Annotated in this window: 17 protein-coding genes; 3 read left to right on the top strand and 14 right to left on the bottom strand. The window is 60.9% G+C overall.

From position 1 onward, the window contains the following. Window positions 1-424: 424 nt before the first annotated feature. The 3 genes from B5P46_RS32790 to B5P46_RS32800 all read right to left on the bottom strand — a co-directional run bounded on the left by B5P46_RS32790 (window position 425) and on the right by B5P46_RS32800 (window position 4,629). Window positions 425-2,575, bottom strand: a complete 2,151-nt coding sequence (locus B5P46_RS32790; RefSeq protein WP_129422352.1) for a mechanosensitive ion channel family protein — start codon at window positions 2,573-2,575, stop codon at window positions 425-427. Window positions 2,576-2,714: 139 nt separating this feature from the next. Further along, the gene (locus B5P46_RS32795) at window positions 2,715-4,025 is read right to left on the bottom strand and encodes an epoxide hydrolase family protein (protein ID WP_129422353.1); all 1,311 of its coding nucleotides are present in this window, start codon (window positions 4,023-4,025) and stop codon (window positions 2,715-2,717) included. Between the two features lie 160 nt (window positions 4,026-4,185). Beyond that, window positions 4,186-4,629 (bottom strand): VOC family protein, encoded by a 444-nt coding sequence (locus tag B5P46_RS32800; RefSeq protein ID WP_129422354.1) that lies wholly within the window; start codon window positions 4,627-4,629, stop codon window positions 4,186-4,188. 303 nt (window positions 4,630-4,932) lie between these two features. Between B5P46_RS32800 and B5P46_RS32805 the strand changes: the two genes are divergently transcribed. Next, on the top strand, window positions 4,933-5,880 hold the full coding sequence (locus tag B5P46_RS32805; protein WP_129422355.1) for an alpha/beta fold hydrolase: 948 nt from the start codon (window positions 4,933-4,935) through the stop codon (window positions 5,878-5,880). On the opposite strand, the gene B5P46_RS32810 is transcribed toward B5P46_RS32805, so the two are convergent. From B5P46_RS32810 to B5P46_RS32840, 7 genes are all read right to left on the bottom strand, one after another. Continuing rightward, window positions 5,869-6,762, bottom strand: a complete 894-nt coding sequence (locus B5P46_RS32810; RefSeq protein WP_129422356.1) for a LysR family transcriptional regulator — start codon at window positions 6,760-6,762, stop codon at window positions 5,869-5,871. The two genes, B5P46_RS32805 and B5P46_RS32810, sit on opposite strands and share 12 nt — an antisense overlap. 120 nt (window positions 6,763-6,882) lie before the next feature. After that, the gene (locus B5P46_RS32815; RefSeq protein WP_129422357.1) at window positions 6,883-7,572 is read right to left on the bottom strand and encodes a DUF599 domain-containing protein; all 690 of its coding nucleotides are present in this window, start codon (window positions 7,570-7,572) and stop codon (window positions 6,883-6,885) included. Between the two features lie 159 nt (window positions 7,573-7,731). After that, entirely contained in the window at window positions 7,732-8,043 is a 312-nt protein-coding gene (locus B5P46_RS32820; RefSeq protein WP_129422358.1) for a type II toxin-antitoxin system RelE/ParE family toxin, read from the bottom strand. Then, the gene (locus B5P46_RS32825) at window positions 8,033-8,314 is read right to left on the bottom strand and encodes a ribbon-helix-helix domain-containing protein (protein ID WP_129422359.1); all 282 of its coding nucleotides are present in this window, start codon (window positions 8,312-8,314) and stop codon (window positions 8,033-8,035) included. The genes B5P46_RS32820 and B5P46_RS32825 overlap by 11 nt, the downstream gene beginning before the upstream one ends. Window positions 8,315-8,405: 91 nt before the next feature. Further along, window positions 8,406-9,350, bottom strand: coding sequence for a biotin-dependent carboxyltransferase family protein (locus tag B5P46_RS32830; RefSeq protein WP_129422360.1), 945 nt, complete (start codon window positions 9,348-9,350; stop codon window positions 8,406-8,408). Beyond that, window positions 9,338-10,045: a 5-oxoprolinase subunit B family protein gene (locus tag B5P46_RS32835; RefSeq protein WP_206735443.1), complete on the bottom strand. Its 708-nt coding sequence runs from the start codon at window positions 10,043-10,045 to the stop codon at window positions 9,338-9,340. Before B5P46_RS32835 ends, B5P46_RS32830 begins: the two co-directional genes overlap by 13 nt. Window positions 10,046-10,090: 45 nt before the next feature. After that, the gene (locus tag B5P46_RS32840) at window positions 10,091-10,870 is read right to left on the bottom strand and encodes a LamB/YcsF family protein (protein WP_129422361.1); all 780 of its coding nucleotides are present in this window, start codon (window positions 10,868-10,870) and stop codon (window positions 10,091-10,093) included. A 304-nt stretch (window positions 10,871-11,174) separates the two neighbouring features. Here B5P46_RS32840 and B5P46_RS32845 point away from each other — a divergent pair, with 304 nt between their 5' ends. Beyond that, window positions 11,175-11,699 (top strand): PAS domain-containing protein, encoded by a 525-nt coding sequence (locus B5P46_RS32845; protein WP_129422362.1) that lies wholly within the window; start codon window positions 11,175-11,177, stop codon window positions 11,697-11,699. 71 nt (window positions 11,700-11,770) lie between these two features. Here the strand turns inward: B5P46_RS32845 and B5P46_RS32850 are convergent, their stop codons facing one another. Next, complete coding sequence (locus B5P46_RS32850) at window positions 11,771-12,148, bottom strand: hypothetical protein (protein ID WP_129422363.1); 378 nt, start codon at window positions 12,146-12,148, stop codon at window positions 11,771-11,773. Window positions 12,149-12,214: 66 nt separating this feature from the next. Beyond that, entirely contained in the window at window positions 12,215-12,892 is a 678-nt protein-coding gene (locus B5P46_RS32855; RefSeq protein ID WP_129422364.1) for a hypothetical protein, read from the bottom strand. A 258-nt stretch (window positions 12,893-13,150) separates the two neighbouring features. On the opposite strand from B5P46_RS32855, the gene B5P46_RS32860 reads away from it, so the two are divergent. Beyond that, a complete protein-coding gene (locus B5P46_RS32860; protein ID WP_129422365.1) occupies window positions 13,151-13,777 on the top strand; it encodes a TerC family protein in 627 nt (208 codons plus the stop codon). On the opposite strand, the gene B5P46_RS32865 is transcribed toward B5P46_RS32860, so the two are convergent. Continuing rightward, a complete protein-coding gene (locus B5P46_RS32865) occupies window positions 13,774-14,592 on the bottom strand; it encodes an MBL fold metallo-hydrolase (RefSeq protein ID WP_129422366.1) in 819 nt (272 codons plus the stop codon). The genes B5P46_RS32860 and B5P46_RS32865 overlap by 4 nt on opposite strands. A 4-nt stretch (window positions 14,593-14,596) precedes the next feature. Then, window positions 14,597-15,379 carry a TatD family hydrolase gene (locus tag B5P46_RS32870; protein WP_129422367.1) on the bottom strand — a complete coding sequence of 261 codons (783 nt, stop codon included), beginning with the start codon at window positions 15,377-15,379 and terminating at the stop codon, window positions 14,597-14,599. Between the last annotated feature and the right edge of the window lies 1 nt (window position 15,380).

Here is a 15,380-nt window from a genome sequence, read left to right on the forward strand (position 1 = left end):
TCGATCCGCTGTAGATCACGCTCGCTCATCGCTATCAGTCCCATCCGCAATCTCCTACGTCATCAAACGCGGGGAGAGTGACATTCCAACTTTGCAGAAACAGGACACTTCAACTTTGCGGCTACATACATGCATCGCATAAGATAGATTATGGAACAAAAAGATGCTGTTTGATTACAATGGCATACCTTCGTCATCCATCTCATCGGCCCACTCTTTTAAAATCGGCCTGCCCAAATTTGCGTCTTGACGATCCAGCCCATCGACGAGTTCACCGGCGAATGTGCCCTCATAGAACAGCTGATCCCAGCCAACAGACTCCTTCGAAACCCGTGTCTCGGACGACGCGCGCTTGGCCGCAAAGTCCGGGTCAGAGTGTTGCTTCAACAGGATTCGACGGAAACCCACATGGCGCTCGGCGCCGCTATTCCTCAAGTGTCGAGATGACTTTCGATGGTCTTTGTAGCTCCGAGGCGGCAGCGGTTGCCGCGGCATCGGCGGGACCGCCGGAAACATGAACCGTCGGCGTTGCAAACTGGATGCCTTTTTCCGCGAATGTCTTCTTGAGCATGGCGAGCGCCTTTCGGCGAACGCCGAACTGTTCGCCGGGTTTCGCCATGAACTTCAGCCGAATCTGCACGCCGTAGTCCGCCATCTGCTCGATCCCCTGCATTTTCAGGGGCTCGATGATGTTAGGCCCGAGTTCAGCATCCTCCAGAAGCTCAACGCCGATGCGCTTGATGGTCTTGCGGACCTCTTCAAGATCGCTGTCATAATTCAGGGTGAGCGTAATGATATCGATGACCCAGTCGCGGCTGAGGTTTTGCACCGCGCCGAGTTCGCCGAAGGGAACGATGGTGACCGGACCGCGATGGTGTCGTAAGCGGATCGATCGCAGCGAGAAACCTTCGACCGTCCCTTTATATTTTGCCGCCTGGATGTATTCGCCGATGCGAAAGGCATCGTCGAACAGATAAAAGACGCCTGAGATGATGTCCTTGACGAGTGTTTGGGCACCGAAGCCGACAGCTATGCCGACGACACCAGCGCCCGCCAGCAGCGGTCCGATCTGAATGCCAACGGCATCCAGGATCATCAGGAAGCCGACAGCTCCGATCGCCAGGAACAGTACATTGCGAAGAATGGGCAGGAGAGTATTCAACCGCTGACGCCGGCGCGCGTCGGGTCCGTCCTGATGCCCCGCCTGCACGCTTCGCGACGCTACAGCCATCTGACTGTCGATCAGCGTGCTTGCGAGCTTCCAGATAACGTCGGTCACCAGCAGCACGATAACAATGCGGATTCCTGCGCGGATCAAACGCGTGGTCACCGTTTCGGCTGCGGCGAGGTCACTGAGATTGACATTCCAGGCGCGGGCAATGAGCAGCGCAGCGACCACAATGAGGCCGTTCCGCAGCGTTTGCATAATGACAACGGACCATCCGACGATGGCCGGATCTTCGACCGCCTGCCCCTCCCCGGATTGAATAATGCGACGAATGACATCACGAGCCACCGAAACGGTAAGAGGCAGAAGCGCAATGATGATCACCGTCCAGAATGCCCCGTGGAGCCCGGATAGCCATAACAGCCACGATAGCATGATGCTGGCGCTGAAGCCGACACAGACCAGCCGGCTCACCGGCGGCCCGTCAGAACGAAAATGCCGCAGCCAGATCATAACGATCAAAGCGATTGAAACGACACCAAGCCATGCTGCAGTAAAGAGGTCGACCAAGATCGGTGAAGCTCGGATCGTCCCGATCACTTCGATGGTGGCCCAGCCAGCCGCCAGCACTGCGACGATTCCGAGGAGCCAGTAGTACCAGAACCAGGCAAGCGAGGTGACAAGCGTTAAAAGCCGCATATGCGGCAGGCGGGCGCCTGGCGCGATGACAATACGGCCGACGAGCACGCCAAGGCGCACCATGAGCGCGGCCGATAGCAGTATGAGGGCGATATCGCGAAACACGGCAGGCCATGGAAAGAGGATAAACGCGCCGAGACTTCCGATCAGGTAACCGACCAACGCGAGAAGACCCATTGAAAGCCGGGCGGCGTGGAGCTTGATCCGCTGCCGGACGGTGTCGGCGGGCGCGTTCAACACAAAATGGAGCAGCCCTCGCCCTGACCACCAGGCAAGGCGCTGCGCAACGAACCCGCCTGCGACGAAGAGTATGACCGCCAAGATCAGGCCGACAGGTTCGATACGGTCATCCGTTTGGAAGACCCGGATCGCCGACTGGATCTGCCCGGGAAGGGTCGGAACGGCATCGACGAGTGTGAGCAACCTCTGGCGCAAATCCTGTAGTGACGTGGCAATCGACGTCGGTGCCGCCTCTTGCGAGACTGCTACTGGCTGCGCCGGTTCCTGATTGCCCGGAACGATCCGATTGACCAGTGCTCGTCCGGAGTCATCATTCGGCAATTCGATAATAACCCGGATCGGTGCCGTGGAATTGGTCGGCTCAGCCGCCGAGGCGAGGTTTGCGCTCGCGAGCAGAAGCGTTGAAAATACCAGCGTCAGGAATGTGGATACTCTGCGGAGGGGATGACGGTCGTCGTTGATGCGCATATAGCCGTGGTCCCCGCGACGTTGTCGTCGCTTTTGCTGGGTTGGTCGAAACTTCGGACTTTGTGCAGCGTTGCACGACCAACGTCAATCGACGAACCGGTCTCGGGGACGCAGACTGCGAACCAAAGGTCAGGCGGCGCTAAGACCGCAAGCTTCTGAAGGCGTCCCGGATCTCTTGACTGAAGAGTTCTGGCTCCTCCCAGGCAGCGAAGTGACCGCCCTTGGAGGCGCGATTGTAATAGATGAGCGTCGGATAGGCCTTCGACAGCCAATGCTTTGGCGGCTTGTAGACCTCTCCGGGAAACACTGTGACCGCGACCGGGACTTTGACTTCCGTAAGCTTCGCGCCCGACATGGCGTTTTCCCAATAGATGCGACCGCTGGAGGGGCCGGTGTTCGTCAGCCAATACAGTGTGATGTTGTCGAGGATGGCATCCTTGCCAAGAGCCTGTTCGGGATCGCCGCGTGTATACACCCAGTCGGCGATCTTGTCGTAGAGCCAGGCGGCCAGGCCGACCGGAGAATCCGCAATGCCGTAGCCGACTGTCTCCGGCCGCGTGCTCATGATCGCCGCGTAGCCGAAGCCGTTGTTAAGGAAGTCCCGGGCCTCGTCGAAGACGACCTTCTCGTCCTGAGACAAGCTGTCGGGAGCCGGCCCTCCATTTTTAAGAGCCTGGGCTGCGTCCGCTGGGAAGGTCGTGGCACGCTCGACCCTGTTGACGTGGATTGCGAGCAGCCCATCGGGCGCCTGGCGACCCAAGGCGTCGCTGATGATCGCGCCCCAGTCGCCGCCTTGCGAGACATAGCGGTCATAGTTCAGACGCTTCATCAGCACGTCCCAGGCAGCCGCGATCCGCGGGGGGGTCCAACCCGTCGCTGGCGGTTTCCCGGAGAAACCGAATCCTGGAATCGACGGGATCACCAGGTGGAAGGCATCGTCCGCCGTGCCGCCATGCGCCGTCGGATCCGTCAGCGGCCCGATGACATCAAGCAGTTCAAAGACCGAACCTGGCCAGCCGTGGGTCATGATCAGCGGCAGCGCGTTTTCATGGCGGGAACGGACATGGATGAAATGGATGTCGAGTCCGTCGATGTTGGTGAGAAACTGCGGAAAACTGTTGAGCCTGCTCTCCGCCTTCCGCCAGTCGTAAGACGACTGCCAGTAGCCCACCAGCTCCTTCAGCCTGTCGGGCTGGACGCCCTGCGAACGATCCATGACGGTTTCGCCGTCGGGCCAGCGGGTCTCGGCAAGGCGCCGCCTGAGGTCTGTAAGCGCTGCCTCGGAGACCTCAACCTTGAACGGCCGGATCTCCCCGGAGGCGCCGACGACGACATCTGCGGCGGCGGACGCGCGTGGAAAGAGAGCGGCGGATAGGCCGACCGCAGCACTGCCCAACAGCAGCGAGCGTCGCGATACATCCCCGCGTTTCAAAGCGTTCAGCAGGGCCATGACACGTGTCCTTTCATGACATGCTCGGCTGCTCGGCAGCTGCGCTCTGAAGCGACAGAACGCTCGCTGCCATAATGAGGTGGTTCAATTTCACGATACTATCCTCCTGGGGTGCTGGGGAGGGAACCGATGGCCCTGCCCCGCTTCAATGCCGAAAACGTCAGGCCGCGTCCGCGCCGGAACGAAAGATCAGAAACTTGTTGCCTTCGGGATCGCGAAAATAGGCGCAGTAAGGACCCGTGCCGTTCTCGCCGCGCGGACCAGGAGCCCCTTCGTCCGAGCCACCCGCCGCCAATGCAGTTGCATGGGCTTCGTCGACCTTTGAACGGGACGGAGCTTCGAAAGCAATCATACCACCGTTACCGACGGTGGCAGGGCGGCCATCGAACGGCTTGATGATACCGAATTCGAGCGTGCGATGACCGTAGTAGATGGCTCGGTTGGGCTGGACGAGGACTCGTCCGATCCCGAACACGGCCAGAAGCTTGTCGTAGAATACCGAGGCGGCATCCAGATCGTTCGTGCCGACAGTGGCGTGGCCCGGGAGGCCGCGGACCTTGTCGGGGGCGGCCGCAACCTGTCTGCTTTGGGTAATGCCAGTCATATCAGTTCTTCCTTATATTGTCGCGGCCGACGCTCTGCCTTCCGCAAGCAAACACCAACGAGCTGTCTCAAATCGGCGGCTGGTGGATATTTGGGCGGGTCGACGGCCGGCCGGCACCTGGGGAAAGTGAGAGGCACCCTCTCGTTCAGATGTCAGCCTTGGGCAGCCGGGTTGCAGCGCTGCCGCCGTCGAGAGGGTTCCTCTCACTTTCTCCGGCTACCGCGGGCTGACGCCATGCTCAATTATTTGTGGAGACAGCCGGCTTTTGGGCTTTGGCTGACCGCCGTTCAGAAAGGAGATCCTATGTCTAAGGACAAAACCGCAAATGCTGCATCAGTCGCAGCAACTCCGTCTTCCCACACGGCTGAAGCCTTCGCTTCTACGCAAGGCGCGCAAGACATCGTCGACTTCATCGAGATCGACGAAGTCCTGACGCTGAGGAGGATGATTGTCCGCGCCCCCGCGCCAAAAGGCACCGTGCTTTTCCTGCATGGGTTTCCGGAAACACTGGCGGTGTGGAAGGACATGGCGACAACGCTTGCTCGCGACTACGACGTCCATGCCTTCGATTGGCCGGGCTACGGGCAGTCGTCACGCCCGGCTTTCGAGCGGTTTTCTTACGCGCCGAAGGCGTACGCCCAAGTGTTGAAGGCCTATATCGAACGGGCAGGCATCGACCGGTCGAAGCTCGTGATCTACGCGACTGACATCGGCGCCCTGCCCGTCCTGCTGCTTGCTATCGACGAGCCGACGATCGCCAGGCAGATCATCGTTGGTGACTTCGCGCCGCTCGACCGGCCGCAATACATGTGGGAGAATCTGCAGAACCTCAAAGCCGAGCCGACCGCCTCGCCGACCCGCGCCTACATGAACAAGACGAGCGACGAGATCCTTCAGAACGTGCACAGGCGCGGCCTCTCGCCCGCTGAGCAATTCGATCTGCCGGCTGACGTCCAGCAGGACATGACCCGTTCGTGGAGCCTTGACGGAATGACTTCAGCGGATGCCTTCGCCCATTACTACGCGAATTTCACCCGCGATCAGCATTATCTCGAGGCCAACCTCACCCGGCTGAAGACGCCCGTGAAGGTGATATGGGGCGAGAAGGACATCTACATCGCAAGGGAAATGGGCATAGAGTTCGCCGGCAAGATCGGTGCAAAAGTCGATATCCTTTCAGGTATCGGTCATTTCCCGCATCTTCAGAACCCGAAACAAATAGTTGAAGAGATCCACGCATCATTCAGATAATGTTTGATAATATTCGTAATGACGCGCGCGCAGCCGCGGCAATGCCCAGTCGACGAAAGCCCGTACCTTCAAGGCGAGAAGCCCCTGCCGCACGTAGACGATATGAATGGGCTGGGGTGGGCCGTCGCAATCACGGAGGATGGGGATGAGCGCGCCAGACGCCAGCTCGTCTGGAATCTGATAGTCGAACAGCCGCGCGATCCCCGCCCCACCGACCGCCGCCGCGACACAGTTCGCCGCCGTATTCACCTCGAGCCGGTTGCGGGGCATCGCCTCTATCGGCGTGCCGTCGACGTCAAACGTCCAGAAGAATGTTCGCTTGTTGAAGACGATCCCGTCTCGATCGATGAGATCGCCGGGACGCTCGGGCATGCCATGCCGCTGGAGATAGACGGGGCTCGCGCAGGTCAGCAGGCGGAATTCGCCGACCTTGACGGCATGGAGGGCGCTGTCGGCGAGGTCGCCGAGACGGAGCGCGATATCCACCTGCTCGGACACGAGATCGACCGTGCGGTCGAGCGACAGAAGGTTCAGCGACACCTCCGGGTATTTGTCCATGAAACTCAGCGCAATGGGCAGCACGTATCGGCTCCCGTATTCGATCGGCATCGTGATCGTCAGCACGCCTCTGGGCGTCTGGTATTCCCCCGACGCTCGTCGTTCGGCCTCATCGAGATCCGCCATGATCTTTCGAGCGGCGTCAACATAGTCGCGCCCGGCATCGGTGAGCTGCAGATTGCGGCTGGTGCGGACGATGAGGTTTGCCCCAAGATGCCGCTCAAGTTCGGCGACCTTGCGGCTGACGCTGGGCAATGGCGCGTTCAACTTCCTGCTGCCGGCCGAGATGCTCCCGGCGTCGACGACGGCCAGCAATATGCGCATCGCTTCGACGATCCATCGGACACCGCCAATAAGATACCGCTTCTGTTTTGTCGTTCGAGCGCCGCGGCTGCCACACCGGTCGCAAACAAATTCCGCTTCAGCCCAGCTTAAGGCTCGGCTCTAGTCAAGCAGCTTGCGTATGGCCATGATCCCTTTCGCAGCATCCGACCAGGATTGACGCCTGATCAACACGCCGACGCTCAGGATGGTCGCAACAGCGAAGGGGATTGGCCCGAGGAACCAGAAGGCGGCTGCGAAGGTGAAGTAATAAGACCGGACGCCGACACTGAACGATCGAAGCGCAGGGTTCAAAACCAGGGTCAGGGCGTTCGTCCAGCCGGCGATGTCCCTCTCCTCATCGCGGGATGGGCTCGCCCCGATCGCCGCCAGGCAGTAGTTGATCTGCCGGACCGCCCAGATGAAATCGGATAGGCCCCGCAGCAGCGTCGCCATGATCAGGAGGACCTTGCATTGGAAAAACCACGCCGGGTCCTGGGCCGCAAACACCGCGATCAGGCCACCCGATCCATAGTTCGGCTCCATGAACAGCGCGCCGCTCAGCCCAACGATGACGATGAGATTGGCGGAGCCGAAGAAGGATGCCGAATTGATCGTGTGCCCGAGGATTGCGGCATCGCCGATGAAATTGTTGTCTCGCGTCAGCACCTCCCGCATCCAGGCGGCGCGAACGCGCACCATATCAACGGAAAGGCTATCGTTCTTCCTCGGCCACCCCGCCGCCATCAAAGGCTCGACCGCCACCCAGACGAGAAGGAAGAAAACGATCGCCGCGACGTTCAGAAAATCCATGGTGCCCCCAAACCGACTGTGGATTTTTTCTGAACAGTACTTCGAGCTAACGGTAGCTCCAAGCGTATACGGTGGCGGTATCGCGGGCGTCGCCGGCGCTGACTACGCCCGCCACATTGGCCAAGGGTTAAAGGGTGCCCTTCTAATCGCGTCGCTTGGCTAGTAGAGCGCTGCCAAATCACGCCGGCCATCGACGACGTGAACGATCTCCATGATCTCGATGGGACCATCATCCGTGTTGGGATGCGTTTGATAGAGGATCACATAGGGCGCCTCGACCAGCATGCGGGCGGCCGGACGGATCTCCGGATGACGCTGGCCCAGGCGCGGCTGCTCGATCAGCGAGGTGGTCTTGATACGGAACCGCTGGAAATACCGCTCGGCGGCCTGCGGCTGCTCGCGGGCGATGTCGACGTAGATTTTCTTCGCGCCGGCACGGGCGGCGGGTGTCCAGATCAGCTTAGCGGGCATGCGAGGCGGTAGACTTGGCTTCCTGGCGCGCCTCTTCAAGCGCATCATCAAAGTCGGCCGGGATGGCCGTGCCGCTCGCCTTGCCTTCGGACCACAGGGCCCGCAGACGCTGGATGTCGCCCTTGCGGGTTTCCCATTTGGCTGACCAGTCACGCATGGCTTCGCGGATTACTTCGCTGCTGCTGGCATAGGCACCGCTGTTGACCGCGTCGCGAAGCAGGTCCGCCTGCTGCGGCGTCATTGAGACGCTGATCTTTTCAACATTGGCCATGTGCACCTCCAGACTCTTGTGGTGGTAAAGATTACCACCAGCCTGACGGTCTTGCCAAGCTTTTCGCGCATGAAAGATCTGGTGAGGTCCTCTACAGCGCCGCGAGGTAACGGGACATCGTCGAAGCCCGAAGCCGAATGTGCTCGATCGCCTGCTGCGGCGTCACGGCCAGGAAGCCGACATGGTCGCGTGGGCGCAGCTGGACGAAGGCGTCCAGATCCGAATCCACCACCGTGGCGATCTTGGGATAGCCTCCGGTCGTCTGGTGGTCGGCCAGCAGAATGGTGGGAACACCGTCTCCGGAGACCTGCACCGAGCCCCGCACGATCGCTTCCGACGGCATATCCAGCGCGACGCTTGGCGCAAGCGACGGACCTTGGAGGCGTACTCCCATGCGGTCATAGGCGTCGCTCAGGCGGAAAGGCGACGAAAGGAAATTCGACAAGGTTTCTTTCGAGAAGAACCGATCCTGTGGACCGACCACCACACGCAGCTCGGATCGCGGTCTTGCTATGACCGGACATATGATCGGACCATTTCGATCGTCTCGCACTTCCGGATTGGCGAGAATGACCGTCTGCCCGGCTGCAAGGCGCCCGCCGCCGAGGCCGGAGAGACTGTGCGTCGACATGCTGCCCAGCCAGGTCTTCGCCTCGATATGACCGGCGAAGGCCAGATACGTCCAGCTTCCCCAGTGTCCCGGACGGATCGCCAGCCGCTCCCCGGCCCTCAACGTGGCGACCATCCAAGCGCCGCGCTTGTCGCCGGCATGCTCTACGATGAAGCCTCCTCCGGCGACGGCGAACGTAACCTCCCCCGACACGCATTCGAGAACCAGGCCGCCCATGGAGATTTCGATTGCCGGCTGACCGGCAGGATTGCCGAGGGCGGCGTTGGCGGCTGCAAACGAGGTTCTGTCCATCGGACCGGAGGCCGGAACGCCATACCGCATCAATCCGTGACGTCCTTCGTCCTGGACCGCGACGTGCGGACCCGCGAAGTTGATTGCAAGGATTGCTTCGCTCATACGAGGCACCTCGCGTCGAATTCTGCCCGCGATATGCGGCGGAAACGGACCTCGTCGCCGACGTCGAAAAGGAACGGCCGGTCGTTGGACGTGGAGTCGAGGATTTTCGTCGGCGAGCGGCCGATGATCCACCAGCCGGTCGGCATGGCGAGCGTGCTCACCAGGCACTGCGGACCGGCGATCAGCACGCTTCCGGCGGCGATGCCGCGAATAGGCGCCGGCTTCCTCGGCTGCTGAATGGCTTTGGGCACGCCTGCAAGGTAAGCGTATCCCGGAGCGAAGCCGTACATGAAGACGCTGTAGTCGCCGGAGAGATGGGCCGATATAACGTCTTCCGGCGATAATCCGCTTGCCTCGGCGACGGCGGCAAGGTCGGGCGCAAGATCAGGATCGTAGCAGACTTCGACTTCGCGCATCGCTCCAATCGTCTTTGGAACCTCAGCCGCCAGACGCTCGGCAATGGCCGCCTCCGTCGTCCGGTGATCGGCCACGAGCGGATCGAAGCATACGAGAATGCTGGCATAGGCCGGAACGGCTTCGACGAATCCTTGAAAGGGTGCCGCCTTCAAGGCGGCATCCAGCTTGACGACCTGATCGTGGATCCGTTTATCGATGGTCGCGCCGAATTCGACGAGCACCGCGTGCCCACCCACCGGGCGGTAGTTCGGAACGCTGCCGGACGATGTGGACGGGTCCTGTGACAAGTCAGTCGGCACCTTCGATCAGAATGATCAGATAGCCTTTGGCCATCACTTGCTTTCCTTTGCCGGTTGGAGGAATGGACCCACCGCAATGCCTGCCTTTTGCAGTTCCCGCCGCACGTGGACGGCCATGGCCAACGCTCCCGGGCTGTCCCCATGAACGCAGATCGAGTGCGCATTAAGAGGGATCGGACCGCCGTCGACCGTCGGCATGAGGCCGCTGGACAGATACCCGATCAATCTCGATGCCGCCTCCGCAGGGTCATGGATCATCGCTCCCGCCAAATTGCGCGGAACGAGCCGACCTGTGGAGAGGTAGCCGCGGTCGGCAAAAATCTCGCTGAAGACGGTCAGCCCGGCATCGCGGGCCGCATGCTCCAGCTCCGTCCCGGAGATCGCCAGTATGGCAAGTTCCGGCGAGACCGCTCGGGTTGCGCGGATGATGGCGTCGGCGACCGGCCGTTCGTCGGCCGCCCAATTGGCGAGTGCGCCGTGTGGTTTGAGGTAGCGGACCCGGGCGCCCGCCAGAGCCGCAGCTCCCATCAGCGCTCCTGTCTGCGTCGCGACAAGCTGCTCCACTTCCCGGATGCTCAAGGGGATCAGGCGACGTCCGAAGCCCTCGCGATCTGCAAAACCCGGATGGGCTCCGGCGATGACACCCCGTTCGCTTGCGAGCGCAAGCGTCTCGACCATCGTCGCTGGATCTCCGGCGTGCCCGCCACATGCTATGTTCGCACTGGTGACGACGTCAAGGATCGCCTTGTCGTCGCCCATGCGCCAGGGTCCAAACGCCTCCCCCAGATCGGAATTGAGATCGATTTTCGTCATGATTACCGTCAACCCTTCGCGCCGGTCTCGTCAGCTTCGTCGCATTCTGGAACGTCGAAGCCGAGGTGGAGCACATCTTCGCCGCGCGCGTCAAGAAAACGACGCTGCTGGCTGCATGCAACGCGCTCGTGTGGCGGTCGCGGGGCCCTCGAAATGTCCTTGCAGTTGCGTCCGATGGAAACGCGGCTAAGATCGGGGGTGAATTGGTCGACCGCCCTGTCATTGATCGAGCGCGTCCTTTTCTCTCAAGAACCGGGGGGACCTAGCCACCCGGCAGCATTGGCGTGCAGACCGGGGATGCGGAATGAGTCTTGTCAACAGAGCTTTGGGAACGTCCGAATTTTCCTTTACCGAAGAGCCGGGCATTTTCACCTGGGACTTGGCGACCGACAAGGTTTATGCGGATTCGGCGTTGGCAAACCTCTTTGGGCTTGATCCGGAACAGACTCTCACCGGGCTGCCGGTGATAAAATACCTCGACCGGATTCACCCGGACGATAAGCCGTCTGTAGCCAAGGCGATTTCAGAATCGGTGATGACCGGAAACCCGTATCGCTGCGACTATCGCGTATTTGATCGAAGCGGGCAAATCATAGCCGTGGCCGCCTTCGGCCGCTGCTTCAGGGATGAATCCGGAACCCCGTCGCAATATGCCGGCATCGTATTCCCGACGAATGATCACGTCCAGCAAGACGAATTGTCCGCTCACTGCAGCGCGGCACTGAAAATCGCCCGGTCATCCGGCCTGCAGAGGACGGCCGATGCGCTTGAAGCGATCGTCAAGGAGCTTGCTAAGCCGATGCCTTCAGACGTCGCGCCGGTTCACTGATTTCCTTCCGCGCAGCGGTGATTAAACTATCCGCGCAAAAGGGCGGCGTTCGCAATCAGGCGTCAGGTCCGTCACTGCCGTCTCACCTCGTGGATATGGCCGGCAAATCCCGCAAGCAGTACGCCCAGCGGAAGACGCCGAACCAGTCTGGCTGCAATGAAGGTTGCGCCGATTGCCGCGGCAAGTTTCAGCCAGGGATAGTCGCCGAGCTGGACATGGGCGCTCGCATCGACCGATGTGGCCTTGGCTTTCAGCGCCGCTTCCGCATCCTCGCGCAGCACGCCTATGCGGGCATTCAGCAGCCTGACCTCATGTTGCAGGGCGTTCAGGCTCTCGTCGGCCTTTTCACGCGCCGTCCGCTCCGCGGCATCGGCAAAAGGCGGTTCACCTTCTGCGATCAGTTCGTCGGGATCCGGCGGAAGGCCGTGGCGGTTGATGGATGATTGCATCGGCATGTCCTCGAATAGCTGAGCGAGAGAAAATGAGGCCCGGCATTGCCGTCGGGCCTCATGATATCAATGGTCGCGTCGAAAACCCTGGCTCTGGTGAGATCCACCTTGCGATTGGGTTTGGGACTGGCCTTGGGATTGGTGAGTGGTTTCGTCCGATGACGGGGTGCCAGGGTCGGGCAAGGTATAAGCACGCACCTTGGCGCTTCCATGCGCGGTGTCCCGCATTGCCACCGGGCGCGCATCGTCGAATGCACTCTCGGACACAGCGAGATCTTCCGACGATTTGCCGCCAGAGGGTTGGCCGGCAAACCCGGTATTGGATGCGCCTTGTTGCCTGTCTTCCAACGACCAGAGATCCGCCCGCTCATCCATGTCGATGCTGCCCTCATCGTCCAGAATATCGTGGACGGTCTCGTAGAGCGCGTCGTCGATATCATTGACCTGAACGAGGAAGCCGCCTCGCCGCAACCCTTCTGCATAGACCGCACGATCCTCGTCGGGGAAGAAGAAGTCTGCCAGCGCGTCGAAGAAGCCGCTGCGGTCTTCGCTCATTGCGCCGGTATTTTTTGCGCCCGCCTCATATCCTGGCATCAGCCTTATTCTCGCAACCGGCACGCCTGCGTCCTCAAGACGGGAGACGGCGGATTCGGCGTCCGATCGGTTGTCAAAAAATGCGGCAAGGCTGCTGCCGCCTGTCGGGCCTGAAAAGGTCGGGTTGGTATCGTTGTAAATGCTGCCCATGGGACTCTCCTCTCGATGTGCAGATCCAGCCGCCAGTGCGAAGTTTGGCCGGCGTCTGGTTTCCTGACTTGAAGAACCGTCGGCTGAGTTGAATGTTCCAGGGGAATGGCGATGCTCCACTGCATCGCCTGCTGTTTCATTGCCGCCTGCCATTTCGGCGCGCAGACTCGCAAATTACGCCGCTTGCGAAATCTCTCAGCGGTTGACGTCAAACCTTCGAGACGCTAGCACGGCTTTGACGCATTGGGGATAATTCATATGGACATGTTTACGGCAGCCGGTATGACGGCTTTGCTGCAGGTCATTGCTATCGACCTCGTTCTCGCCGGCGACAACGCCGTGGTTATCGGTCTTGCTGCTGCCGGCCTTGAGGCGACGCAGCGCCGCAAGGCGATCATCGTCGGCATTGTGGCCGCGACCGTTCTGCGTATTCTCTTTGCCAGCGTCGCAGTCTATCTGCTGGCGATCGTCGGCCTGCTGCTGGCCGGCGGCCTGCTGCTGCTCTGGGTCTGCTGGAAGATGTGGCGCGAGCTTCGCGCCGGCCATGGCGAGAATCACGGAGTGGTGGGTGCCGAAGGCGCGCCGAAAAAGACCTTCTTCCAGGCGGCGACCCAGATCGTCATCGCTGACGTCTCGATGTCCCTCGACAACGTGCTGGCCGTTGCCGGTGCTGCGCGCGAACATCCGAGCGTGCTGGTCATCGGTCTTGCCCTGTCGATCGCGCTGATGGGTATTGCCGCAAACTTTATCGCCCGGTTGCTCACCAACCATCGCTGGATCGCCTATGTCGGCCTGCTGATCATCCTCTATGTCTCGCTCGACATGATCCACCGCGGCGGCGTCGAACTGTGGCCGTACGTGCAAGCGAGCGGGTTAAAGCTTTAGAGCTTGACCTCGGTCTCGAAGCTCATCTGGTCATACGCCGGCACCACATGGTCCGGCGTCTCAGCCATCACCACGTCGTAGTCGAGCGGGGTGTGCATATGGGTGAGGATCGCCCGTTTGGGCTTCAACCGGCCGATCCAGTCGAGCGACTGTTCCAGCGACAGATGGCTCGGATGGTAGGTATATTGCAGCGCGTCGATGATCAGCATGTCGAGGTTCTGAAGCTTCTCGACGGTCTGCGGTGGGAAATCGCTGATATCGCTGCAATAAGCCACATCGCCGATGCGGAAGCCGAGCGAGTGGATATCCCCATGCTGCTGGATGTGCGGATGGAAGGCGATCGTCCCGCCTGGACCATGAATTTCGACGGGCGTGTCGAGGTTTTCGATGACAACAGGCAGCACGATCGGCGGGTAATTGCTGCCCGGCGGTGTTTCCAGGCAATAGCCGAAGGCTTCCCGCAGCCTGTCCATGGTAAATTGGTCGGCAAAGATCGGCACCCGGCGGCGCGTATTGTGAAAATAGCCGCGCAGATCGTCGATACCATGAATATGATCCGCATGCGGATGGCTGTAGAGCACGGCATCGACATGGTCGGCCCCTGCCCTGATCATCTGCTCGCGAAAATCCGGCCCGGTGTCGATGACGACGGTGGTGACACCGCCATGGGGTGCGAATTGCTGCACCATGAAGGCAGCACGCGTGCGCCGGTTCTTCGGATTGTCGGGATTGCAGGCGCCCCAGTCGCCGGTGATGCGGGGCACGCCCGGTGACGACGAACAGCCGAGAATGGTGAAACGCCGCCGGTAGAGCACGCCGCTAGATCCTCGGCATCTTCGAGAACAGGCGGAAAGCGTTCTCCGTCGTGATCCGCGCGACCTCTTCGGTGGAAAGGCCGATCGTATCGGCGAGCACCTCGGCCGTGTTGACGACATAGGACGGCTCGTTGCGCTTGCCGCGCCAGCGCTTCGGCGCCAGATAGGGCGCGTCCGTTTCCACAAGCAGCCGCTCGTGCGGGATCGTCCTGGCGATCTCGCGCAGCTCTTCCGACTTCGGGAAGGTCAGGATGCCCGAGAAGGAGATATAGCCGCCGAGCGCGACGCCGGTCTTGGCAAGTTCCGGGCCTGCGGAGAAGCAGTGGAGAATGAAGGGGAAGGCCCCCTTCCCGCTTTCCTCGGTCAGGATGTCTGCCATGTCCTCGTCGGCGCTGCGGCTGTGGATGACGAGCGGCAGCCGGGTCTCGCGCGCCGCCGCGATGTGCCGGCGAAAGCCGGTCTGTTGATCCTCAGGTTTCTGTGTGTCGTAGAAATAGTCGAGACCGGCCTCGCCGATCGCCACCACCTTCTCATGGGCATTGGCGAGACGCACCAGTTCATCCGTCTCAATATCCAGCTCTTCGTCGGCATTGTTCGGATGCGTGCCGACCGAGCAGAACACCGAAGGATATTTCTCAGTGATGGCAAGCAGCGTCTCGAGCTTGCGTACCCGCGTCGAGATCGTCACCATCTGCGCGACGCCAGCCTGATGCGCGCGCGCAACGATCTCGTCCCGCTCCGCCTCGAAATCGGCGAAATCAAGATGGCAATGCGTGTCGATCAGCACG

Origin of the sequence: Rhizobium leguminosarum, from assembly GCF_004123835.1 — a bacterium.
In the GTDB taxonomy this organism is placed as follows: Bacteria; Pseudomonadota; Alphaproteobacteria; order Rhizobiales; family Rhizobiaceae; genus Rhizobium; species Rhizobium leguminosarum_M.